We start from the raw sequence: 23,122 nt of genomic DNA on the forward strand, positions 1-23,122 counted from the left end.
TTTATGCGGCGCGGCGCCGCCTGTTCCTCCGTGGTGAACGCTCGGGGGCCAGCTCCAGACGGGTGGGCTCATGGTGGGTGGGCTCGAGCACGGTCACCTCGAAACCGGCCAGCTCGAACACCTCGATGGCGCGGATCTCGGCGGGGCCGAGCTGGTGGATCACGGGCGGGGTGTCGAGCAGCAGGGTCACCACGCAACCGCCGCAGGCGGTGCCGCGCACCGAGCAGCTCTCGCAGTCGACGAGCATCGCTCCTCCTCCGTATGTCAAGGCAATACACACGGTAGAGGCGGGGTACGACAAAAACCGCGTCTCCGCAGGTCAGGAGCGTGACAGCCGTCTCAGCAGGGTGTCGGAGGACAGAGGGTACGCCCCGTGGCGCCGGACACCGTCGACGACCTCCTTGTCGGAAGAGATCACCACGATCGGCCGGCCGGCGGGCTCGGCGCGGACCAGCCGGCGGATCAGCTCGTCGGCGGTCTCGCCCTTGCGGGAGAACAGCACGCGGACCCCTCGCGGCGCGGGCGGCAGCCCGTGGACCCGCTCGGCGCCGTCGAAGACGACGGTGACCTCGGCCCGGGTCTGCGCCACGAGGCCGCCGACCCCGGCGATCAGCCGGTTGCGCTGCTGTTCGAGGGAGATCTCGGCGTATCCCTTCTTCGTGACGTTGTACCCGTCGACGATCATGTGCGCCTTCGGCAGGCTCAGCAGCTGGTCGAGCCGGGCGGGGTCGTCGGCGTCGAGCGCGCGGGCGGCGCCGGCGCCGGACGCGTTCTCCGGGCGGTCGGCGGAGGTGTCGGCGACGAAGTCGGCCGGGAGTTTGTCGGTCGGGTCGAGGGCCAGCTCGCGGCGCAGCCCGACGGCGGCCTGGCCGATCGTCTCCAGCAGCAGCCAGAGCCGCGCGTCGTCGACGGCGCGGGCGTCCTTGGCACTCTGCCGCTGCGCACCGGCGGCGGACTCGGCCTCGGCGAGCTTGGCGCGCAGCCGGCGCACCTCGGCGTCGTGGTCGGCCGCGGCGCGGACGGCCCGGCCCTTCTCGGCGGAGAGCATGTCGGTGGCCTTGCGCTCGCGGGCCTGGGACTCCCGCAGCGACTTGCCCAGGGACCGGACCTCTTCACGCAGCCCGGTGGTCTCGTCACGGAGCCGGGCGAGCTCGTCGCGCAGCTTGTCGGCCTCGACGCGCGCGACGGCGCGGTCGTGCTCGGCCCGGGCGAGCCGCTGCTCGACGTCGCGGATCCGCTCGGCGGCCACGGAGCCCTCGGCCTCCGCCCGCACCGCCTCCGTGGACTCGTCGACCATGGAACGCCAGCCGTCGGGACGGGCGAGATAGGCCAGTGCCGCCACCTCGACCGGGTCGGCGGCGGCGGGGGCGACACCCTCCAGGATCGCCGCGCCCAGGTCACCGGCGTCGTTGACGATCCGGGTGGCCAGCCGCTGGCGCAGCAGCGGATCGCCGGACAGCTGCATGGCGATGACCGGGCCGCCGAGCCGGGCACGCCGGTTGGGCGCGAACTTCGCCACCCGCCGCAGCGGCATCGGCAGCTCGTCGAGGGGCACACCGGTCATGGCCCCGGCGGCGAGGGAGATCACCCGCTGGCGGACGACCTCGGGCAGCACCGGCTCGACGTGGTCGTCCCCGCTCTGCGCAGACGCCACCGCGGCCTCGGGGGTGAGGTCGTCGGGAGCGTCGGACAGAGGCATCAGTCCAGTGTCGCATTGTCGACCAGATTCGCCCGGGATGGAGTCGAGGACCGGAGGCTTACCTCGAACGGCTAAAAGCTGACATATCCTGGTTTAGCCCGATCGGGGGATGCTGTGGGAGGCAGGGATGACGGCACCGGTACCTCAGAACGAAGCCGAGCGACTGTCGGCACTCCACTCCATGGCGGTCCTCGACACACCGCCCGAGTCCGATTTCGACGACATGGTCCGGATCGCCTCCGAGATCTGCTGCGCCCCGATCTCACTGGTCACACTCGTCGACGCCGAGCGGCAGTGGTTCAAGGCGAAGATCGGTGACGTCCCGCACCACGAGACGCCACGCGAGGTGGCGTTCTGCGCGCACGCGATCATGGGTAGGGACCTGATGGTCGTACCGGATGCGGCCGCCGACGCCAGGTTCGCCGACAACCCGTTCGTCCGCGGCGACGACGGCATCCGCTTCTACGCCGGCGCCCCGCTGATGACCAGTGAAGGCGCCGCACTCGGCACGCTCTGCGTCGTCGACCACGCGCCGCACCGGCTGAATCTCGACCAGATGCGGGCCCTGCGGGCGCTGGCGCGCCAGGTCACCGAGCTGCTGGAGCTGCGCCGGCTGGTCGTGACGACCGCGCTGGACGGCCGGGCGAAGCCCAGATCGGTCGACCTCGCGTACCTGACCGAGGCCCGCATCCGGGAGCTGCGCGGCATCGCCGACGCCCGCAACATCGCGATCACGCTGGCGTTGCGCGATGAGGCGTTCGTCCATGCGGATCCGGCGAGGCTGTCGCGGGCGCTGGACTACGTCATCTTCACCGCGTTGAAGGTCGCGCCCGCGGGCGGCCGGGTCGCCGTGCGGGTGCTCGGCTCACCGGCGCCGACGTTCGAGCTCGCCCACGCCGGCGGGTCGATCCCGCCGGAATGGCAGCTGGACCTGGGCGAGCTCCGCGCCGCCGACGAGCCGGTGCCGCACGCGGTCGCCGAGATCCTCCGGGCACACGGCGCCACCGTGGCCAGCACGTCGACCATCGTCGGTTCGCCGGACGTGCGATTCGAGCTGCGCTTCCCCACCCACTGACACGCTTTTTGTCGGACCCCGTGCGTAGTGTGCGGCCGTGCCCGACTACCACCAGGAAACGCTCGACGCCCTGTTCGACGATCCACGCGCCGCCACCCTCTTCGCCACCACGTTCGTCGTGGTCGACCTCGAGACCACGGGCGGCGCGCCGGACGGCGGCGGGATCACCGAGATCGGCGCGGTCAAGGTGCGCGGCGGCGAGATCCTCGGCGAGTTCGGCACACTGGTCAACCCCGAGGAGCGGCTGCCCGCGTTCATCACGGTGCTCACCGGCATCACCGAGATGATGCTGCTCGAGGCGCCGAAGCTCGACACGGTGCTGCCCGCGTTCCTGGAGTTCGCCGCGGGAGCCGTGTGGGTGGCCCACAACGCGCCCTATGACGTCGGGTTCCTCAAGGCGGCCTGCGCCAAGCTCGGCTATCCGTGGCCCAAGCCGATCGTGCTGGACACCGCCGCCATCGCCCGCCGGGCGATGATCGCCGACGAGGTGCCCAACCACAAGCTGTCCACGCTGGCCCGCCACTTCAAGGCCGCCCACCAGCCGATCCACCGCGCCCTCGACGACGCCCGCGCCACCGTCGACGTGCTGCACGGGCTGTTCGCCCGCCTGGGCAGCCTCAAGGTGCACACCGTCGGCGACACCCTGGAGTTCGTCAAGGCGGTCAGCCCGGCGCAGCGGCGCAAGCGGCACCTCGCCGACGGGCTGCCCGACAAGCCCGGCGTCTACGTCTTCCGCGGGCACAAGGACCGGCCGCTCTACATCGGCACCAGCTCGTCGATCGCGACCCGGGTGCGCAGCTACTTCACCGCCGCCGAGAAGCGCGCCCGCATCGACGAGATGCTCAACGCCGCGCAGCGGGTGGAGGCCATCCCCTGCGCCCATTCGCTCGAGGCGGAGGTGCGGGAGCTGCGGCTGATCGCCGCGCACAAGCCGCCGTACAACCGCCGCTCGAAGTTCCCGGAGCGCGTCCTGTGGCTCAAGCTCACCGCGGAGGCCTATCCGCGCTTGTCCGTCGTGCGGGACCTGCACGACGACGGCGCCGCCTACCTGGGGCCGTTCAGCTCGCGGCGGGGCGCCGAGCTCGCCGCGGCGGGCATCTACGACGCGCTGCCGATCCGGCAGTGCACCCACAAGCTCTCCCTACGCACCATCACCCCGGCCTGCGCGCTCGCCGAGCTGGGCCGCTGCCCCGCGCCGTGCGAGCACCGCGTCTCCGCCGCGGACTACGAGGTGGCGGCCGCCGCGCCGTTCCGGACCGCGACGGTCGGCGACCCGGGGCCGGTCGTGCGCGGGCTGATGGCGCGGATCGAGACCCTCTCGGCGGCCGAGCGGTTCGAGGACGCGGCGGTCATCCGCAGCCGGCTCGTCGCGTTTCTGCGCGCCGCGATCCGCATGCAGCGGCTGGCCTCGCTCACCGCGCTGCCGGAGCTGATCGCCGCGCGCCCGGCCGCCGCGGGCGGCTGGGAGCTCGCCGTGGTGCGACACGGCCGCCTCGCCGCCGCGGGCGTTTCACCCCCTCGGGTACATCCACAGGCGACACTGGATGTGGTGATCGCCACAGCCGAGACGGTGCAGCCCGGTCCCGGGCCGACGCCGCGCGCCTCGCCCGAGGAGACCGAGCGCATCCTCGCCTGGCTGGAGCGGCCGGAAACACGGCTGGTCAAGGCCGACATCGGGTGGTCGTCACCGGCCACCGGAGCGGGTCGGTGGCGTCCGTTCCTGGCCCGCGCGGAGGCCGCCGCCACGGTTCGGATCGATCTGGACGGGTAAGCACATCGGACGTTCGCACATACTCAAATGACCGATCGGATACCGCAGAGCAAACTAGGCTGGAACCTACCCAAACCCAGGCCCGTCAGGCCCGTCGGTGAGGAGGTGCCGCATGGAGCCCGGTCTGCATCAGTCCGGCGCGCCCCTTGATGCTGGCCCCTCCGTGGTCACCGGGCACGCCGCGGCGCACAGCGAGTTCATGGTGGACCCAGCGGCGCCGGACGGCAACCCCTCGGAGTTGCCCGGATTTCCCAACGGTCTGACCACCGGGTTCGCGCCCGCGCCGACCGCCCGCGACGCCCATCATCTGCTCGACGAGGTGGCTGAGGTCCTCGCCGCCGAGCCGCGCGACACCGACACTCCCGGCACCCGGCCACCGGGATCGAGCAGCCCGCCACCGGGCGCTCCGGGATCGGGGGCCTTCGGCTCCGGCGCACTAGGGTCCGGCACGCCCGGAGTGAACCCCCTCGGGTCGGGCGCGATCGGCGCCGGGCTGGCGGGCTCCGGGCCGCTCGGGTCCGGGCTGCTCCGGACCGACAACGTGGGCTCCGGCGGGCTCGGCGCCGACGGGCTCCGGGCCGGCGAGCTGTTCCTCGGGCCGAAGGGGCTGCCCACCGCGGCCATCAGCGTGCCGGAGGCGCCGCCCGGCCGCAGGCACCGCCCGGCGGCACCGCCGGGCACCGACCGGCCCACCGGGGAGCGGCACGCGACGTGGCCGGCCAACGATCGCCCCGCAGCGGCGCGGTCCAGGCAGGGCGACGGCGCACAGGCAGCGGTTGAGCGTCCCGAGGAAGTCTCCGCGCATGGGCGCGTCGAGCGCCGGACGCAGGAAGAGCCGCAAGGCCGTGACGGGGCCGGCACCAAGATCCGCGACAAGGCGGCGAGGCCGGAGAACGAGCGGGCCGGGTCCGACCGGGAGCTGGGAACGGCCGACGAGGACCGGAAACCACCGGCATCCGCCACGAAGGAAGGCGACCGGCCGCAGGACGCCGGGACAGCACAGGACGAAGCCGCCAGGGCCGGGACCGGGCACAAGCCCGCGGAGCCGCGCGACCAGCCGCAGACCGAGCGGGCCGAGCCGGGCGCGGAAACTGCGAAGAAGCGGCCCGTGCCGCGACCCAAGTTACGTGAACCCGAGGACGACCGGTTCGCCACGCCGCGGAGGCTGTTGACCGCGCCGCCCAGTGACGACTCCCCAGCAGTGCCGCCGCCGCCCAGTTACTCAGCACTGGTCGGCGGCGTTGTTCCCGGTGACCCCACCTCGACCTACTCCGCCATCATCGGTTCACGGCTGCGGGCCATGCTGCCGTGGCAGTCCACCGAGGACCCGCTGGCCCCGATCCTCCGGGCGCACCGCCAGATCCACCCGAGCGCCGACGTCGCGGTGATCCGCCGGGCATACGCGACGGCCGAGCAGATGCACCGCGGCCAGATGCGCAAGAGCGGCGAACCGTTCATCACCCACCCGATCGAGGTCACCGAGATCCTCGCCGACCTGGGCATGGACACCACCACGCTGGTCGCGTCGCTGCTGCACGACACCGTCGAGGACACCGACTACACGCTCGGCGCGCTGGAGCGCGACTTCGGCGGTGAGGTCGCGCTGCTGGTCGACGGCGTGACGAAGTTCGACAAGATGTTCTACGGCGCCGACGCCGAGGCCGAGACGATCCGCAAGATGATCGTCGCCGCCGGGCGCGACGTGCGGGTGCTCGTCATCAAGCTCGCCGACCGGCTGCACAACATGCGCACGCTCGACGCCCGGTCGCGCTCGTCGCAGGTCCGCATCGCGACCGCGACCAAGGAGGTGCTGATCCCGCTGTGCGAGCGGCTCGGCATCCAGGCGTTGAAGCGCGAGCTCGAGGACTGGGTATTGCGGGCGATCAGCCCGAGCGGCTATGCGCTGATCGCCGACTACGTCAACCAGCGCATCGGCTGGGACGGCTACCTCGACCGGGTCATCTCCTCCATCACCGGCGACCTGCGCCGGTTCGGTCTCGACGCGACCATCTCGCCGCGGCCCCGCCACCTGTATTCCATCTGGAAGGACACGGTCGACGGCAACTACGTCGAGCCGCACGACCTGCCCCGCGTGGTCATCATCGTCGACGGGCCGGACACCGACTGCTACGCGGCGCTGGGCGCGGTCCACGGCAAGTGGCGCCCGGTGCCGGGCCGGTTCAAGGACTTCATCGCGACGCCGAAGAACAACAACTACCGGTCGTTGCACACCACGGTGCTCGGGCCCGAGGGACGCTCACTCGAGGTGCTCATCCGCACCGTCGAGATGCACCAGGCCGCCGAGTTCGGCATCATCGCCAACTTCCGCTACCCGCTCGCCGCGGCGAAGTTCGGGCCGGCCACCAAGGCCGAGCAGCTCGACTGGCTGCGCCGGCTGCTCGACTGGGAAGCGGCGGCGTCCGACCCGTCGCAGTTCATCGCGTCGCTGCGTTGTGACCTCGCCGAGGACCAGATCCTGGTGCTGACGGCGGGCGGCGGGCGCCCGGTGCTCCTGCCGGCGGACGCGACGCCGGTCGACCTGGCGTACATCCTCGGCGCCGACGTCGGCAACCGATGTATCGGCGCGCGGGTCAACGGCCGGCTCTCCGCCGTCTCCTCGCCGCTCGCCGACGGCGACACCGTCGAGATCATCACGCGGGCCGGCGGGCGCGGCGAGTTCGACTTCGACCCCGACGCCCCGGCGCGCGGTCCGTCGCCGGAGTGGCTGGAATTCGTGAAGACCCCGCACGCCCGGCTGCACATCAGCCGCTGGTTCGAGGCACACGAGGCACCCGCCATCACGGTGGCGAACAAGGTCCGGCTCGGACGGCTCGCGATCGGCCTCGCACTGCGCCAGCAGGGCCGCGGCCTGGCCAGTGACCTGCCACTGGTGCGGCTGGCGCCCCGGCTCGGCTACCCCGACCTGGAGACGCTGCTGGTGGCGGTCGCCGACCACACGCGCACCGCCGAAGAGGTCGTGACGGAGTTGATCGCCCTCGTCGACCACTCCCCCGGATAGGTCGTTAGCCTTCTCGGATGAGCAGTCTTCGTGGCCGGCTGCGCGCTACCGCGTATCGAACGTTCTACCGCCTCCCCGGCCGCTGGAAGCGCCGGATCGTGCGGACGGTCCAGCCGACCTACACGATCGGCGCCGTCGTCCTCGTCCGCGACCCGGAGGTGAGCCGCATCCTGCTCCTGCGCCAGCCGCCGGGCGCCGGCTGGTCGCTGCCGGCCGGGCTGATGGACCGCGGCGAGACGCCGATCGAGTGCGCGGCCCGCGAGCTCGGCGAGGAGACCGGCATCAAGCTGCCGACCGAGCGGCTGCGCCCCGCCAACCCGAACGCGGTCGTCCACACCCGCGGCCAGTGGGTCGACATGGTGTTCGAGACCGAGGTCGAGCCCGAGGACGAGTACACCGTCGACGCCGCCGAGGTGCTCGAGGCCGCCTGGCACCGGCTCGACAACCTGCCGCCGTTGACCGTGTCGACGTCGAACCTGCTGGCGCACTACGGCATCGGCCCGTACCGGGACTATCCAGAGGTACTTTCGCGATGACCGAGGTCTGTGCGGTCATCCTCGCCGCCGGGGAGGGGCGCCGGCTGCGACCGCTCACCGAGCACCTGCCGAAGGCGCTGTGCCCCGTCGGCAATGTCGCGCTCCTGGACCGCGCACTGCTGCGGGTCGGCGCGCTCGGTCTCACCGGTCCGGACCGTCTCGCGGTCAACGCCTGTTACCTCGGCGACCAGGTGGTCGAGCACGTCGGTGGGCGGGCCCACCTCTCCGTGGAGCCGGGGGATCCGCTCGGTACCGCGGGTGGGCTCGGCAACCTGCGGGACTGGATCGCCGGGCGGGGTGTGCTCGTCGGCAACGCCGACGCGTACCTGGCCTCTCCCGACCACGGCTCCGGCCCGGACATCGCCGCGCTGCTCGACGGCTGGGACGGCCACACCGTGCGGCTGCTCGGCGTCCCGGGCCCGCCGAAGGAGTTCGGCGCGCACCGCTTCGCCGGGTTCTCCCTGCTGCCGTGGGCCCTCGTCGCCGAGTTGCAACCGATCCCGTCCGACCTGGTCCGCACGACCTGGCGGCCGGCCGAGCGGGAGGGCCGGCTGGAGGTGGTCGAGTATGCCGGGACGTACCTCGACACCGGAACGCCGGCGGATTACCTGAAGGCCAACCTGCACGCCGTACACCTCGGAAATCTCGTGGCGGAGGACGCCGTGGTGACCGGGGCCCTCGACCGGGCGGTCGTCGGCGCCGGCGCCGTCGTGGCCGGAAACGTGACCCGCGGCGTGGTGTGGCCGGGCGGGGTGGTCGGCGCGGATGAAACGCTGACCGACGCGATCCGGGTCGGACGAGAGCTCACCGTCGACGCGCACTAGCATGACCTTTGTCCACATGCTGGAAGGGAGCCTCCAAGGTGATCACGGCGATCGTCCTCATCGACTGCGCTACCGACTCGATCCCCGAGGTGGCCGAGAACATCGCCAACCTCGACGGGGTCAGCGAGGTCTACTCCGTCGCCGGCAACACCGACCTGATCGCCATGGTGCGCGTGCGGCAGTTCGAGGACATCGCCGAGGTGATCGCCAACAAGATCTCGAAGGTGCCCGGCGTCGTGGACACCGACACGCACATCGCGTTTCGGGCCTACTCGCAGCACGACCTCGAAGCGGCGTTCGCGATCGGGCTGCCCGACGCGGATTGATTTCCTGCGTATTTCCGGCGGTGGGGCCAGAAGGCTTCGCCGCCGTCCGGCGCCGGGCCGCAAGAAGGCCCCGTTTGCCCTGGTAACAGCGTCGGCAGTGCGCCAAATCGCATCGAAAGCGCGGTTCGCACCGGGTACCCTCGCCGCCATGAGGATCGGCATCGTAGGAGCCACCGGGCAGGTCGGCAGCGTCATGCGCCACATCCTGGCCGAGCGGCAGTTCCCCGTAGACGAGTTGCGCCTGTTCGCGTCCGCCCGCTCCGCCGGACGGCCGATCGACTGGCAGGACAAGCAGATCACGGTGGAGGACGCGGCGACCGCGGACTACACCGGGCTCGACATCGTCCTGTTCTCCGCGGGCAAGGGCACGTCGAAGGAGCTGGCGCCGAAGGTGGCCGCCGCCGGCGCCGTCGTCATCGACAACTCCTCGGCCTGGCGCATGGACCCCGACGTGCCGCTGGTCGTCGCCGAGGTCAACCCGCACGCCGCGGCCAACCGGCCGAAGGGCATCATCGCCAACCCCAACTGCACCACCATGGCCGCCATGCCGGTCCTGCGCCCGCTGCACGACGAGGCCCAGCTCGTGGCGCTCGTCACGGCGACCTACCAGGCGGTGTCGGGCGCCGGCCTGAGCGGCGTCGCCGAGCTGGACGAGCAGGTCCGCAAGGTCGCCGACGGCGCCACGGCGCTCACGTTCGACGGCTCGGCGGTCGAGTTCCCGGCGCCGAAGCAGTTCGCCCGGCCGATCGCGTTCAACGTGCTGCCGCTGGCCGGCTCGATCGTCGACGACGGCTCCTTCGAGACCGACGAGGAGCAGAAGCTGCGCAACGAGAGCCGCAAGATCCTGGAGATCCCGGACCTTCGCGTCTCCGGCACCTGCGTGCGGGTGCCGGTCTTCACCGGCCACTCGTTGCAGATCAACGCGCGGTTCGCCCGGCCGCTCCCCGTGGAGCGGGCGCGTGAGCTGCTGTCGACCGCTCCGGGTGTCGTGCTGACCGATGTGCCGACCCCGCTGCAGGCCGCGGGCGCCGACCCGTCGTTCGTGGGCCGGATCCGCGTGGACGAGACGGTCGAGCACGGCCTGTCCCTGTTCGTCTCGAACGACAACCTCCGCAAGGGCGCGGCGCTGAACGCGGTCCAGATCGCCGAGCTGCTCGCCGCGTAGCGCGTCCTTCTCCGCGCTCGGCGGCCGCGGGCACACACCGGCTGAACGATATTCCGGTCAGGAATCAAACATTCCTGACCGGAATATCGTTTGGAGGCACCATGTGTTCCGGGGCACGGCCCACGGGCCGCACCTGCCGGCGGCGCGGGCCGGTCACAGGAAGCGGGCGAACCACTCCAGGATCGCGTCGAAGCGGGCCACCCTGTGGGACGGGCGGCCGGTCCTCGACAGTTCGTGGCCCTCACCCGGGAAGAGCAGGAACTCCACCGTCCTGCCGCGGCGCTTCAGGGCCACGAACAGGCGCTGGGCCTGCTCCACGGGGCAGCGCCAGTCCTGTTCGGAGTGGATGATGAGCATCGGGATCTCTATCTTGTCCACGTGCGTCAGCGGGCTCTGCGCCACGAGCGAGCCGCCCTCCGCGCCGTACAGTGAGTCGGCGAAGAACCAGCCGATGTCGGACGAGCCGGTGAAGCTGTCGATCGCGTTGACCGCACGCTCCGAGATCGCCGCCTTGAAGCGGTCGCCGTGGTGCGCCGCCAGCCATGTTGTCATGAACCCGCCGTGCGAGCCGCCCAGGACGCCGACCCGCGAGCCGTCGAGGTCCGACGACTTCAGGGCGGCGTCGAGCAGCGCGATCAGGTCGACGGCCGACACCTCGCCGACGTTGCCGCGCACCGCCCGGCCGTGCGCCTCGCCGTAGCCCGACGAGCCGCGCGGGTTGCCGTACACCACGGCGTAACCGGCGCCGGCGTAGACCTGGGCCTCGTCGAAGAGCCGCCAGCCGTACTGCGTGAAGGGTCCACCGTGGATCATCAGCAGGACCGGGTGCGGGCCCTCACCCTCGGGACGGACGACCCAGCCGTGGACCGGATACCCGTCGGGGGCGGTCGCCGTCAGCTCCACCTGCTCCAGCACCGGGAAGCCGGCGCTGAAATCCGTCAGGCGACGCTCCCCCGTATACACCTCACCCCAGTCCGCCGGCCCGGCGACCGTCGTCACCAGGGTGCCGGCCGCCGACGCGAACCCGGTGACCTGCCGTTCCCCGTCGACGAGGATCTCGGGCGTCCCGCCCTCGAAGGGCACGAGCAGGAGTTGTACGGCCCCGCGGTGCTCGTTCGGGAACAGCACCCCGGCGTCGGTGACGTCGATGTACCCGCCCGGCGAGGAAAGCTGGTACGTCTCGTTGTCGAGCAGCTGGGTGATCGCGCCGCCGTCGACCGGGACCGACCACAGCGACTCGTGCCGGATCACCGAGTCGACCCGGCCCTCCCCGGCCGGGTTGCCGGTGAACACGACGCTCCTGCCGTCGGGCGTGAAGTGCGGCATCCCGGGCGAGAGGGTGGTGTCGGTGAGCACACGCAGGCCGGTGCCGTCGGCGCGGATGACGCACACGTCCGCCGCGACGTCGTCGGACCAGGTCTCGTGCTGCTCGGAGACGAACGTGAGCCACTCCCCGTCCGGGCTCCACCGCGGGTCGCCGTGGCTGCGCTCGCCGTCGGTGAGCTGCTCGGTCGTGCCGTCGAGCGTGGTGACGAACAGGTGCGCCGGCCGGTCGTGCAGGAAGCCCAGCCCGTCGATCCGGTGGAACAGCTTGGTGATCCGCCGGGGCGGCTCGCCGTCGGGCCCGATCTTCTCGCCGTCCTCGGTCTTGCCGGTGCCGTAGCGCCCCTCAGCCGGTACCCGCGCGGAAAACGCCAGCCGGGAAGCGTCGGGCGACCAGACGGGCGCTCCCACACCGAGCGGCCGGTCGGTGAGCCGGCGGGCCTCGCCCCCGCCGAGCGGCATGACGCACAACTGTGACGCGCTGTCGTGCTCGGCCTTGTCCCCGCCGGCGCGGCTGCCCCTGTCCTTCGTCGCCCGCAGGAACGCGAGCCAGCGCCCGTCCGGCGAGATACGCGGCGCGCTGTCGCGCCACCCGTAGGTGAGCTGGACCGGCTCCCGAGAGCCGTCGGTCGTGAGGAGCCAGAGCTGGGAGGTGTACGCGTCAGCCGCGAACTCGAGGCGCGTGACCGAGACGACGGCGATCCTGCCGTCGGGGCTGATGGTGGGGGCACCGGGTAGGCGCATTTGCGACAGATCGATTGGCTTCACGGTCTGCACAGTAGCGGGGGTCACACTTCTTACCAGTGGGTAACCTCCTACCTCTACCCTACGGTCATATGGAGCCGTCGCAGGAATATCTGGACCGTGGGACCGATCAGCTGGCACTGTTCCACTATCCGTTCCCGGACTCCGCCCCGACGATGGCCGTCCTCTGGCCCGCGATGGGTGTCCCGGCGCGGTACTACCGCCGGTTCGCGGCCCAGCTGACGGCGGCCGGCCTCGCGGTGACGGTCGTCGACCTGCGCGGCACCGGCGCCAGCAGCCCGCGCCCGTCCCGCGCGTCGCGCTACGGCCTCGCGGAGCTGACCGACGACGTCGACGCGGTGCTCGAGCACCTGAAACCGGTTCGCGCCGGCCGGCGGACGCTCCTCGTCGGCCACTCCCTCGGCGGCCAGGCGTGTGCCCTGCACCTGGCGGCCCGCGGCGCGACCTCCGACGTCGCCGGCCTCGCACTGCTCGCGGTGGGGCTGCCGTACTGGCGGAGCTACGCCCGCGGGCGACAGACCCGGATCCTGGCGATGACGCAGACGCTGGCCGCGGGCTCGGCGCTGCTGGGCGTCTGGCCGGGCTGGGCGTTCGGTGGCCGCCAGGCGCGGGGGGTGATCCGTGACTGGGCGTTCACGGCGCGCGTGGGCAGGTATCCCCGGCTGGACGGCGTGGACGTCGAGGCCGCGCTGGCCCGGGTCACGACGCCGGTGCTGGCCGTGGACATGGAGGGCGACCAGTACACCCCACCCGGGACGGTGGACAAGCTGACGTCGAAGCTGACCTCGGCGAAGGTGCTGCGGGAGCGCTACTCGGCGGCCGAGGCGGGCGGCCCGATCGACCACTTCACCTGGGCGAAGTCCGGCGCCGCGCTGGCCGGCCGCGTGGCGGCCTGGTCAGCAACCCTCTGACCGTCCGCTCATCTGCCGGCACGCCGCTGGCACACGGCGGCGGCCCGGTCGCGGCCGACGAGACCCGCCGCACGGCCCAGCTCATGATCGAGGGAACCATTCGGCTGTCCCAGCGACCAGGAGTTCCCTCGATCATGGTTGCGCTGGGCCCACGGCCCGGATGACACGAAGAGGCCCCCGGGGTTCACCCCGGGGGCCTCTGCAACACATGGGTCTAGTGACCCGTCGTGATCTCCTCGCGGTCCGACGGCTCCTCGACCTGCCGCTTGGCGGGCCTCGGCGCCGGGGCCGGCTTCTCGATCGGGTAGAAGAAGCCCTTCACCGTCGGGGCCAGGGCACCCAGGCGGTTCATCTTCTTCGGGACGACCCAGCCCCCGTATTCCAGGCCGTGGTGGCCGTCCTCGCCGTGGCCGTTGCCCGACGGCAGCGGCAGCGGCTGGTGGATCTCGACGAAACGGCCGTCCGGCATACGGCGGATGATGCCCGTCTCCACGCCGTGGGCCAGCACCTCACGGTCGTGCTGCTGGAGGCCGAGTGCGACCCGGTACGCCACGTAGTAGGCCAGCGGCGGCAGCACCAGGATGCCGATGCGGCCCGCCCACGTCATCGCGTTGAGGCTGATGTGGAACTTGTCGGCGAGGACGTCGTTGCCGCCCGAGACCAGCAGGACCACGTAGAACGCGATCGCCATCGCGCCGAGGGCCGTGCGGAACGGGTTGTCCCGCGGGCGCTCGAGCAGGTTGTGGATCGCCCGGTCCTTCGAGAATCTCGCCTCGATGAACGGATAGAAGATCGGCAACATCGTCAGGATGCCGGGCAGCACCACCGTTGGCCAGAAGATCGCCGGGATGGTGTAGCCGTCACCGTAGAAGAAGTCGAACCTGATCTCCCAGGCCGGGAAGAGGCGGGTCGAGCCGTCGAGGAACATGACGTACCAGTCGGGCTGGCTCGCCGCCGAGACGACCGCGGCCTTGTAGGGGCCGAACAGCCAGATCGGGTTGATCTGGAACAGACCCGCCAGCAAGGCGATCATCGCGAACACGATCATGAAGAAGCCGCCGGCCTTGGCCGCGAAGCCCGGGAACATGCGCACGCCGACCACGTTGTTGTTGGTCCGGCCGGGGCCGGGCCACTGCGTGTGCTTCTGCTTCACCAGCAGGCCCATGTGGACGCTGATGAGCGCGAGCAGCGCGGCGGGGACGAGCAGCACGTGCACGATGTAGAGCCGGTCCAGGATCACCTCACCCGGGAACTCCCCGCCGAAGAGCGAGGTGGTCACCCAGGTGCCGACGACCGGGATCGACAGCATGATGGCGCTCGCGATCCGCAGGCCGGTGCCGGACAGCGCGTCGTCGGGCAGCGAGTAACCGCCGAAGCCCTCGAGGAAGCCCATCCAGAACAGCAGCACACCGACGATCCAGTTGGCCTCACGCGGCTTGCGGAACGCGCCGGTGAAGAACACCCGGAACATGTGCACCACGATCGCGGCCATGAACAGCAGGGCCGCCCAGTGGTGCATCTGCCGCATGAACAGACCACCGCGGACGTCGAACGAGATGTGCAGCGCGGTGTTGTACGCGTTGGACATCTCCACGCCGCGCAACGGCGTGTAGCTGCCGTTGTAGACGGTCTCCTTCAGCGACGGGTCGAAGAACAACGCCAGGAAGATGCCGCTGAGCAGCAGGACGATGAACGAGTAGAGCGCGATCTCACCCAGCAGGAACGACCAGTGGTCCGGGAAGACCTTGTTGAGCAGGCGGCGCAGCGGGGTCGACGCCTGGAACCGCTCGTCAAGGGCCTTCGCGGAGTTGGCCGGCATGGCCCGAAGGTCGATCTTCCGCCGTTTCATGGCCGCTCCCAAAATGCCGGTCCGACCGCAACTTTGTAGTCCGAGGTCGCCACGAAGTAACCCTCATCGTCCACGGTGATGGGCAGCTGAGGCAATGCCCGGCTGGCCGGGCCGAAGATCGGTCGCGCGTTGTCGGTGATCTGGAACTGCGACTGGTGACACGGGCACAGCAGGCGGTTGGTCTGCTGCTCGTAGAGGCTCGCCGGGCAGCCGGCGTGGGTGCAGATCTTCGAGTAGGCGACGAAGTTCTCCCACTGCGAGCCCTTGTTGACCTCCTTGGCGTTCGCCAGCGTCGCGGCGGCGTCCGCTTCGCGGAGGTGGATGAGCAGCGTCGGCGAGTCGGCCCACTTGTTGGAGGCGCCGTGCGGGATGCCCGGGTAGACGGTGATCTGGCCGCCGACGCTGACGTCGGCCGGGCGGATCGGGGTGCCGTCCTCGTGCGTCAGCCGGACCGGCTTGCCGTCGTTGTTCTTCGGGTCGAAGCCGGTGGTGAAGAAGACGTTCTCACCGTTCTGCGTCGGCGCCTTGATCAACGAGCCGACCAGCAGACCGCCGGCGACCGCGCCGAGCGGCGCCGCACCGGCGAGGAACGCCAGGCCGACGAACTTGCGCCGCTTGAGGCCCAGCTCGTCGCCCATGTTGATGATCGTCGCGGCGGTGAGCTTCTGCTCGACCGCGTCGGACGGGCCGTCGTGGCGCTCCTGGACCGAGACCTCCTCGGGGAGGAGCTTCTTCGCCCAGACGATGATGCCGAGTCCGAGCGTCAGCAGGGCCACGCCGAGCGTGGCGCCGAGGACCGGGGTGTAGTACGGGTAGAGCGCGCGATACGTCGAGTCGCCGTGCCCGTACCGCCACGGCCAGGCGATGTACGCGACCACAAACGCGGTCGCCATCAGGCCGGTGAGCAGGAACAGGAACGCCAGGAGGCGCTCGATGCGCCGCTCCGCGCGGGTGCCCGGGACCGGGAACCGCGGCGCGTAGTGGACGATCTCCACACCGTCCCGGCGGGCGCCCTCCCTGACCAGGTCGAACCGGGTCAGGGACGGGTCGCTCGCGTCGAACTCTTCCCCAGTAGCAGAGTGAGAAGTTTGGGTGCTCATGACTTCCCTGCAATCCACAGCGTGGCGAACACGAGCGCCGCGATACCGACGAGGAAGATGACGAGTCCCTCGGTAACGGGGCCGTAACGACCGATGCCCCAGCCACCCGGGGTGGCCGCCTCGTTCTTGTTCACGTCCTGGATGTACGCGATGATCGCGGCCTTGTCGTCGGGGCTCAGCTGGTTGTTGCCGAACACCGGCATGTTCTGCGGGCCGGTGAGCATCGCCGCGTAGATGTCCCGGTTGGTCGAGTGCTGCAGCGTCGGGGCGAACTTGCCCGACGAGAGCGCGCCGCCGCCGGTGGAGAACGCGTGGCAGGACGAGCAGTTGACCCGGTAGAGCTCACCGCCGTGGGCGAGGGTCTTGCTGTCCGCGGTGGCCTTCTTCACATCCTCGTCGAGGCTGCGGGCGTCCGGCAGCTGCGGGCCGCCACCGAGCTCCTGGATGTAGGCGCCGAGGTCGGCCGCCTCCTGCTCGGTGAACTGCGGCTGCTTGCGCTCGGCCTGCGCCTCCTGGCGGGCCAGCGGCATGCGGCCGGTGTTGACCTGGAACTCGACCGCGGCGGAACCGACGCCGATCAGGCTCGGGCCGCGGTCCTGCACACCCTGCGCGTTGCGGCCGTGGCAGGTGATGCAGCTCTGTTCGTAGATCGCCTTGCCCCGGGCCGCCGACTCCGACAGCGCCGGCTGCTCCTCGGCCCGGCCGACGCCTGGGGCGTATGCGCTGTAGAGGCCGCCGACGAGGGTGAGCGCGGCGACCAGGCGCACGGCCGCCGACAACCGCCGGCGCAGCTTGCTCCTCGCCGCGCGCGCGCCACCCGGCACCAGCCGGGCAAGCGGCCGCTTGCTCTGCTCAGAAGTCATGGCCTCACCTTTGTCGTCATCACCTATGTCGTCTCAGAAGTGGTGGTCCCGGAAGCGTGACGCGCGGCCCGAGCCTCTACTGCAGGAAGTAGATCATCGCGAACAGTGCGATCCAGACCACGTCGACGAAGTGCCAGTAGTACGACACGACGATCGCCGCGGTCGCCTGGGCGGGTGTGAACCGGCCCATGGTCGTGCGGATGAGGTAGATGATGAAGGCGATCAGACCGCCGGCGACGTGCAGGCCGTGGAAGCCCGTCGTCAGGTAGAACATCGACCCGTAGCCGTCGCTGTTGATCTTGATGCCATCGTGCGTCACCAGGGTCCGGTACTCGTTGACCTGGCCGAGGACGAAGATCAGGCCCATGACGAAGGTCAGCGCGAACCACCGCCGCAGGCCGTGCACGTCACCGCGCTCGGCGCGGAACACGCCGATCTGGCAGGTGATGGACGAGAGCACGAGGATGATCGTGAACGTCAGGGCATAGGGGATGTTCAGCGCCTCGGTGTGCTTCTCCCAGAGCTCCGGCGCGGCGGCGCGGATGGAGAAGTACATCGCAAACAGCGCCGCGAAGAACATCAGTTCGCTAGAGAGCCACACGATCGTTCCGACACTGACCATGTTGGGCCTGGTCAGTGAATGGATCTGGCTCTTGGCAATCGCTGGGGCCGCAGTCACGCCGCCATTATTGCCCCCCGATCATCACCACTCGTGCACGGGGTCCACCAGACACGGACGATTCGTGCGTCGGCATAGTCTGGAGACGTGCTCCACGCTGCTGAACCAGGCCCTCCGTCGGCGTCGACGATCCTCGGATCGTTCCATGTCTCGTGGCTGACGCTGGCACTCCTCACCGCCGCCGGCCTCTACCTCGCCGGGGTGCTCAAGCTGCGCAAACGCGGCGACACGTGGCCGGTGGCACGGACCGCGCTCTTCCTTTTCCCGGGCCTCGGATCCATCGCCGCGGTCACCATGACCGGCATCGAGCGATACGACACGACGCTGCTGTCGGTCCACATGATCCAGCACATGATGCTGTCCATGATCGCGCCGATCTTCCTGGCCCTGGGCGCGCCGGTCACGCTGGCCCTGCGCACCCTGCCCGGACGCGGCCGCCGGACGCTGCTGGCCGTCGTGCACTCACGCGTGGCGCGCGTGATGGCCTTCCCCCTGGTGGCGTTCGGCATGTTCGTGGTCACGCCGTTCGTGCTCTATTTCACGAACCTGTACGAGCTGACCATGCGCCACACGTGGATCCACGAGCTGACCCACGCGCACTTCATCGCCGTCGGCTGCCTGTTCTTCTGGCCGCTGATCGGCCTCGACCCGCTGCCCGGCCGGTGGCCGTACCCGGCCCGTGCGCTGCTGATGTTCCTGTCGACGCCGTTCCACACGGTGCTCGGCCTGACGATCATGCAGAGCAAGGACCTGCTCGGCGGCGACTGGTACCCGTCGCTGAACCTGAGCTGGACCGACCCGGCCGGCGACCAGGTCGTGGCCGGCGGCATCCTGTGGGCCGGCGGCGAGATCGTCTCCGTGACCATGCTCGCGGTCCTGGTCGTGCAGTGGATGCGCCAGTCCGACCGCGAGGCGAAGCGCGTCGACCGGCGGCTCGACCGCGAGGAGCAGCAGCGGCGTGAGGAGGCGGAGTGGTCCGCCCGCACCGGAATCCCGATTACGGCGGACGGTACGATCCCGGAGGCACCCGCCACACGAGGAGCAGCGCGCACATGACCCAGCACACCGTCCTGCTGTACAGCGACGATCCCGAGGTCCGCGACCGGATGCGGCTGGCCATCGGCACCCGCCCGGCGGTCGACCTGTCGGTGAAGTTCGTCGACGCCTCCACCTACGCCGAGGTCGTCAAGCTGGTCGACGACACCGACATCGACCTGCTGGTGCTCGACGGTGAGGCCACCCCCGGCGGCGGCCTGGGCATCGCCCGGCAGCTCAAGGACGAGATCGCGGACGCGCCGCCGGTCGTGCTGGCGATCGCCCGTGCGGCCGACCGCTGGCTGGCGTCCTACGCCCGCGTCGAGGGCACGATCATGTATCCGCTGGACCCCGTGACCACCGGCGAGACCGTCGCCGGCCTGCTCCGCGCATACCCCGCCATCCGCCAGTAGACCCTCTCCCCCTCACTGGAGGCCGCCATGGGCGACCGCACCTGGCCACAGCTGCTCAGCGCCCTGCTCCGCGGCGAGGACCTGTCCGCCGAGGACACGCGGTGGGCGATGAGCGAGATCATGGCCGGTGAGTCCACCCCCGTGCAGACGGCGGCCTTCGTGATCGCGCTGCGGGCCAAGGGTGAGACCCCCGCCGAGGTGGCCGGGTGCGCGGACCTGATGCTGGCCAACGCGCCGCGGGTGCCGTTGTCCGACGAGCAGCGGCACGCCGCCGTGGACATCGTCGGCACCGGTGGCGACCGGGCCAACACGGTCAACATCTCGACGATGGCGGCCGTGGTGACCGCCGCTGCCGGCGTGCCGGTCGTCAAGCACGGCAACCGGGCCGCCTCCTCCTCGGCCGGCGCCGCCGACGTGCTGGAGAGCCTCGGCGTCACGATCGACCTGGGCCCGGAGGACGTCGCCCGGTGCGTCACCGAGGTGGGCATCGGCTTCTGTTTCGCCGCCCGGTTCCACCCGGGCATGCGGCACGCCGGCGTGCCGCGCCGTGAGATGGGCGTGCCGACGGTGTTCAACTTCCTGGGCCCGCTGACCAACCCGGCGCAGCCCAGCGCGGCCACGATCGGCTGCTTCGACCCCCGCATGGCTCCGGTGATGGCGGGTGTACTGGCCGAGCGCGGCTTCTCGGTGCTCCTCGTGCGCGGCGAGGACGGCCTCGACGAGTTCACGACGGCGGCACCGTCGCGCGTCTGGGCCGTGACCGGCAACACGGTCACCGAGACCGTGATCGATGCCGTAGACCTCGGCCTGCCCCGCTCCGCACCCGGCGACCTGCGCGGCGGCGACGCGGCACACAACGCCGACGTGGCCCGGCGGATGTTCGCCGGCGAGCGCGGGCCGGTGCGCGACGCGGTGCTGCTCAACGCGGGCGCGGCCATCGCCGCCCGCGCGGGGTTTTCGCTGGACGGCCTGCACGACCAGCTGCGCGCCGGCGTCGAGAAGGCCGCCGCGGCCGTCGACTCCGGCGCGGCCACGGCCGTGGTCGAGCGCTGGGCCGCCTTCAAGGCCGCGTAGCGCGGCACCGCGGACCGCATAACCACCGGCGCCCCAACGCCGTTGGTTCAGCGTGTCCGAAATGCCGCGCAACAACTCCAAGAAGGCGCTGCTCTCCGCGATCGTCGCCGGCGCGCTGACGCTCGGCTTCGCCGGCATGATGGCGAAGTCGTGCGACACGCCGCCGAAGCACCAGGCCCAGCCGGCCAACCCGGCGCTCGAACTGGTCGACCAGCTCGCCTCCCGGCTGGTGCTGGGGCTGGAGTCGGACGCCACGATGCAGTACACCACCGCCTCCGGCGCGATCGTGATCGTGTCCCAGTCGTCACCCCGCCGGGCGTACCGGGGCGGCGGGGTGACGTACATCGCGACTCCCGACGGCACGTTTCTGTGCCACGCGGCACCGGCCCCGTCGCCCGCCAAGGGCAAGAAGGCCGCTCAACCGTCCGTGAGCTGCCAGGAAGGGCCGGGGGTGGACACCATGTCCCCCTCGCAGGCAAAGGCGATCAGCGAGGCTTTCGGGGGTGAATTCCTGGCCCCCGAGGCGGCACTGGGGCGGCTGGCGACCATCGCGAACGGCGAGGGGGTGCGGACCGACACCTCGAAGCGCGGCGACGCCCAGTGCGTGTCGGTGTCGGCGACCGGGCTGCGCACCGAGACCGCCTGCATCAACCCGGCGGGCCTGCTCGCCTACTTCGAGGGCACGACGGACGCCGGGAAGGCCACCCGGCTCGTCCTGGAGTACACAACCCCGAGCGTGACCGCCGAGGCCTTCGTGCCGCCGAAAACGACGGTCAAACCGTGACACGACACGCCGTCGGCAAATCCTCCGCGCCGGAGACGGCGGTGGCACGGTGACAGTCATGGAGCTCCACTGCGACACCTGCGCCCGGCTGCGGCTCTTCGAGAAGCCCGCCTGCACCGACCACCCCCGCGCGACGTGCCCGGACTGGGCCTGCACGGCGTGCGGCGAGGCGACCCTGGTCGCGCCGGTGATCCTGCTGATGGACCGGCGCCCCCGGGTGCTCCTGCGCCGAGCGGCCTGAACGCCCGCTCAGCCACCGGCCAGTACCGCTCAGCGCAAAGCACCCCGGCAGTTGCAGCGCGCCGCCGACCTCAAGGAACGCGGCGAGCTCGCCGCCGCCAAGGCGGCCCGCACCGGTCGATGTGAACATGGGAAAAGGGGGCCCCGAGAGGCCCCCTTTTCCAGGTCACGCGGTCTGCGCGGCGCCCTCAGTGCTCGGCGCTGCGGCGGGAACCGGTGTAGTACTCGAACATCAGGCCGCTCGTGGCGACCAGCACCGCCACCAGGCCGACCGCCACCAGCCACCACTGGTTGAAGCCGAGGCCCAGGCTCGCGATCATCGCGGAGAACGCCAGGCCGAACGGCCAGTAGCTGCCCGGGCTGAAGAAGCCCAGGTCACCAGCGCCCTCGGCGATCTCCGCATCGGCCCGGTCCTCCGGACGCGGCTCGATGCGCCGCGAGATCATCCACAGCGCGCTGCCGACCATCGTCAGCAGCAGGCCCGACAGGATCAGCGCGACGACGCCGATCCACTCGATGCCGCGGTGCCCGGCCTGCTCGGGCGACGCCACGTCGGTCCACCAAGCGTAAAGGGCCGCCATCGCGAACAGGAACAACGCGAGGACGAAGAAAAGACGCCCTTCAGACTTCATCGCCGTTCGCCCTTTCTCAGCTCGAGGACCGCTTGGTGCGGTCGGTGTCGAACGGGTGGGTCGTCGTCGCGTAGCCGTTGTTCGGGAAGCCCAGCTGCGCGAGCGCCTCGGGCGTGCTCCGACCGGCCGTGCGCAGGTCCAGGTACTGCTGGTACTGCGCCGGCGTGACGACCCGCATCTCGAAGTTCATCATCGAGTGATACGTGCCGCACAGCTCCGCGCACCGGCCGACGTACGCGCCCTCCGCGTTGTCCTTGAGCCGGATCTCGAACTTGTTCTCCACACCGGGGATGACGTCCCGCTTGAACAGGATGTCCGGCACCCAGAACGAGTGGATGACGTCCTTCGAGTTCTCCCTGAACTGCACCGACTTGCCCGCCGGCAGCACCAGGATCGGGATGTAGTCGTCGGCGCCGACCTCGGTGACCGGGTTGCCGGCCGGCCCCTTGCTGTCGCTGTAGACGAACTGCCAGTTCCACTTCGAGGCGATCACCTCGACGCTGACGTCCGGGTTCTTCGACAGCCGGTCGACGTCGGTCTGGATGATCGCGGTGTAGAAGAACAACACGGCGATGACCACGAACGGCGCCACCGTGTAGAGGATCTCGAACGGCATGTTGTAGCGCGTCTGCGGCGGGAGCTCGTCGCCCCGCTTCCGGTAGCGCACCACGCACCAGAAGATCAGGCCCCAGACGAAGACGCCGACGGCGAGCGCCGCGACGACCGACCCGATCCACAGGTCATACATCCGGTCACCCTGCTCGGTGATGCCCTTCGGCCATCCGAACCCGTGGAACGTGTCCTCGATGGAGCAACCGGCGAGCAGGGTCGTCACCCCGACGGCCGAGACGGCGAGCCCGATGGCGCGCGCGGGGCTCAAACCTCTTGAGACCACCTGCTCCTGCCTCCTTAGCAGCGCCGTGCAGCGGGTCCCGGTAGCTTCTTCCGGTAGCTTCGCACGGCAAGCCTCACCAACGCTGGCGAGCGTACTCGACCATGCACGGTCCGCCCGGCTTGGGGTGGCCGTGTCCGGCTCGCG

22 protein-coding genes are annotated in these 23,122 nt (G+C 70.8%); 13 read left to right on the forward strand and 9 right to left on the reverse strand.

The genetic code is table 11. The features are described from left to right. Position 1: 1 nt before the first annotated feature. Together Dfulv_RS39465 and Dfulv_RS39470 are read right to left on the reverse strand one after the other, a co-directional pair. Positions 2 to 247 (reverse strand): hypothetical protein, encoded by a 246-nt coding sequence (locus Dfulv_RS39465; protein WP_259858909.1) that lies wholly within the window; start codon positions 245 to 247, stop codon positions 2 to 4. A 72-nt stretch (positions 248 to 319) separates the two neighbouring features. After that, positions 320 to 1,699: an NYN domain-containing protein gene (locus tag Dfulv_RS39470; RefSeq protein WP_259858910.1), complete on the reverse strand. Its 1,380-nt coding sequence runs from the start codon at positions 1,697 to 1,699 to the stop codon at positions 320 to 322. Positions 1,700 to 1,826: 127 nt separating this feature from the next. Between Dfulv_RS39470 and Dfulv_RS39475 the strand changes: the two genes are divergently transcribed. From Dfulv_RS39475 to Dfulv_RS39505, 7 genes are all read left to right on the forward strand, one after another. Next, a complete protein-coding gene (locus tag Dfulv_RS39475) occupies positions 1,827 to 2,774 on the forward strand; it encodes a sensor histidine kinase (RefSeq protein WP_259858911.1) in 948 nt (315 codons plus the stop codon). A gap of 37 nt (positions 2,775 to 2,811) precedes the next feature. After that, positions 2,812 to 4,545 (forward strand): DEDD exonuclease domain-containing protein, encoded by a 1,734-nt coding sequence (locus Dfulv_RS39480; RefSeq protein WP_259858912.1) that lies wholly within the window; start codon positions 2,812 to 2,814, stop codon positions 4,543 to 4,545. Between the two features lie 1,201 nt (positions 4,546 to 5,746). After that, positions 5,747 to 7,564, forward strand: coding sequence for a RelA/SpoT family protein (locus Dfulv_RS39485; protein WP_406568045.1), 1,818 nt, complete (start codon positions 5,747 to 5,749; stop codon positions 7,562 to 7,564). Positions 7,565 to 7,581: 17 nt separating this feature from the next. Next, complete coding sequence (locus Dfulv_RS39490; RefSeq protein WP_259858913.1) at positions 7,582 to 8,100, forward strand: NUDIX hydrolase; 519 nt, start codon at positions 7,582 to 7,584, stop codon at positions 8,098 to 8,100. Next, a complete protein-coding gene (locus Dfulv_RS39495; protein WP_259858914.1) occupies positions 8,097 to 8,924 on the forward strand; it encodes a nucleotidyltransferase family protein in 828 nt (275 codons plus the stop codon). The genes Dfulv_RS39490 and Dfulv_RS39495 overlap by 4 nt, the downstream gene beginning before the upstream one ends. A 38-nt stretch (positions 8,925 to 8,962) precedes the next feature. After that, positions 8,963 to 9,250 carry an Lrp/AsnC family transcriptional regulator gene (locus tag Dfulv_RS39500; protein WP_259858915.1) on the forward strand — a complete coding sequence of 96 codons (288 nt, stop codon included), beginning with the start codon at positions 8,963 to 8,965 and terminating at the stop codon, positions 9,248 to 9,250. Positions 9,251 to 9,398: 148 nt separating this feature from the next. Further along, on the forward strand, positions 9,399 to 10,415 hold the full coding sequence (locus Dfulv_RS39505; RefSeq protein WP_259858916.1) for an aspartate-semialdehyde dehydrogenase: 1,017 nt from the start codon (positions 9,399 to 9,401) through the stop codon (positions 10,413 to 10,415). Positions 10,416 to 10,568: 153 nt separating this feature from the next. Here Dfulv_RS39505 and Dfulv_RS39510 read toward each other — a convergent pair whose 3' ends face one another. Further along, the gene (locus Dfulv_RS39510; protein WP_259858917.1) at positions 10,569 to 12,506 is read right to left on the reverse strand and encodes a S9 family peptidase; all 1,938 of its coding nucleotides are present in this window, start codon (positions 12,504 to 12,506) and stop codon (positions 10,569 to 10,571) included. 68 nt (positions 12,507 to 12,574) lie between these two features. Between Dfulv_RS39510 and Dfulv_RS39515 the strand changes: the two genes are divergently transcribed. Next, positions 12,575 to 13,414, forward strand: coding sequence for an alpha/beta hydrolase family protein (locus Dfulv_RS39515; protein WP_259858918.1), 840 nt, complete (start codon positions 12,575 to 12,577; stop codon positions 13,412 to 13,414). A 214-nt stretch (positions 13,415 to 13,628) separates the two neighbouring features. Here the strand turns inward: Dfulv_RS39515 and qcrB are convergent, their stop codons facing one another. The 4 genes from qcrB to ctaE all read right to left on the reverse strand — a co-directional run bounded on the left by qcrB (position 13,629) and on the right by ctaE (position 17,905). Then, on the reverse strand, positions 13,629 to 15,263 hold the full coding sequence (gene qcrB, locus Dfulv_RS39520; RefSeq protein ID WP_259858919.1) for a cytochrome bc1 complex cytochrome b subunit: 1,635 nt from the start codon (positions 15,261 to 15,263) through the stop codon (positions 13,629 to 13,631). Beyond that, complete coding sequence (gene qcrA / locus Dfulv_RS39525; protein ID WP_259858920.1) at positions 15,260 to 16,363, reverse strand: cytochrome bc1 complex Rieske iron-sulfur subunit; 1,104 nt, start codon at positions 16,361 to 16,363, stop codon at positions 15,260 to 15,262. Before qcrA ends, qcrB begins: the two co-directional genes overlap by 4 nt. Then, entirely contained in the window at positions 16,360 to 17,226 is an 867-nt protein-coding gene (qcrC, locus tag Dfulv_RS39530; protein ID WP_259858921.1) for a cytochrome bc1 complex diheme cytochrome c subunit, read from the reverse strand. The genes qcrA and qcrC overlap by 4 nt, the downstream gene beginning before the upstream one ends. A gap of 76 nt (positions 17,227 to 17,302) precedes the next feature. Beyond that, positions 17,303 to 17,905, reverse strand: a complete 603-nt coding sequence (ctaE, locus tag Dfulv_RS39535; RefSeq protein WP_259858922.1) for an aa3-type cytochrome oxidase subunit III — start codon at positions 17,903 to 17,905, stop codon at positions 17,303 to 17,305. A gap of 129 nt (positions 17,906 to 18,034) precedes the next feature. Between ctaE and Dfulv_RS39540 the strand changes: the two genes are divergently transcribed. The 5 genes from Dfulv_RS39540 (at position 18,035) to Dfulv_RS39560 (ending at position 21,452) form a co-directional block, all read left to right on the forward strand. Continuing rightward, a complete protein-coding gene (locus Dfulv_RS39540) occupies positions 18,035 to 18,961 on the forward strand; it encodes a cytochrome c oxidase assembly protein (RefSeq protein WP_406568046.1) in 927 nt (308 codons plus the stop codon). Beyond that, positions 18,958 to 19,353: a response regulator gene (locus Dfulv_RS39545; protein WP_259858924.1), complete on the forward strand. Its 396-nt coding sequence runs from the start codon at positions 18,958 to 18,960 to the stop codon at positions 19,351 to 19,353. Before Dfulv_RS39540 ends, Dfulv_RS39545 begins: the two co-directional genes overlap by 4 nt. Before the next feature lie 27 nt (positions 19,354 to 19,380). Next, positions 19,381 to 20,427 carry an anthranilate phosphoribosyltransferase gene (trpD, locus tag Dfulv_RS39550; RefSeq protein ID WP_259858925.1) on the forward strand — a complete coding sequence of 349 codons (1,047 nt, stop codon included), beginning with the start codon at positions 19,381 to 19,383 and terminating at the stop codon, positions 20,425 to 20,427. 61 nt (positions 20,428 to 20,488) lie between these two features. After that, positions 20,489 to 21,211 carry a hypothetical protein gene (locus tag Dfulv_RS39555; protein WP_259858926.1) on the forward strand — a complete coding sequence of 241 codons (723 nt, stop codon included), beginning with the start codon at positions 20,489 to 20,491 and terminating at the stop codon, positions 21,209 to 21,211. Between the two features lie 58 nt (positions 21,212 to 21,269). Then, complete coding sequence (locus Dfulv_RS39560; protein ID WP_259858927.1) at positions 21,270 to 21,452, forward strand: hypothetical protein; 183 nt, start codon at positions 21,270 to 21,272, stop codon at positions 21,450 to 21,452. 187 nt (positions 21,453 to 21,639) lie between these two features. On the opposite strand, the gene ctaF is transcribed toward Dfulv_RS39560, so the two are convergent. Further along, positions 21,640 to 22,083 carry a cytochrome c oxidase subunit 4 gene (gene ctaF, locus Dfulv_RS39565; protein ID WP_259858928.1) on the reverse strand — a complete coding sequence of 148 codons (444 nt, stop codon included), beginning with the start codon at positions 22,081 to 22,083 and terminating at the stop codon, positions 21,640 to 21,642. 16 nt (positions 22,084 to 22,099) lie between these two features. Continuing rightward, entirely contained in the window at positions 22,100 to 22,978 is an 879-nt protein-coding gene (gene ctaC, locus Dfulv_RS39570; protein WP_406567866.1) for an aa3-type cytochrome oxidase subunit II, read from the reverse strand. Positions 22,979 to 23,122 lie beyond the last annotated feature (144 nt).

The sequence above is a fragment of the Dactylosporangium fulvum genome (assembly GCF_025137375.1).
Lineage (GTDB): Bacteria > Actinomycetota > Actinomycetes > Mycobacteriales > Micromonosporaceae > Dactylosporangium > Dactylosporangium fulvum.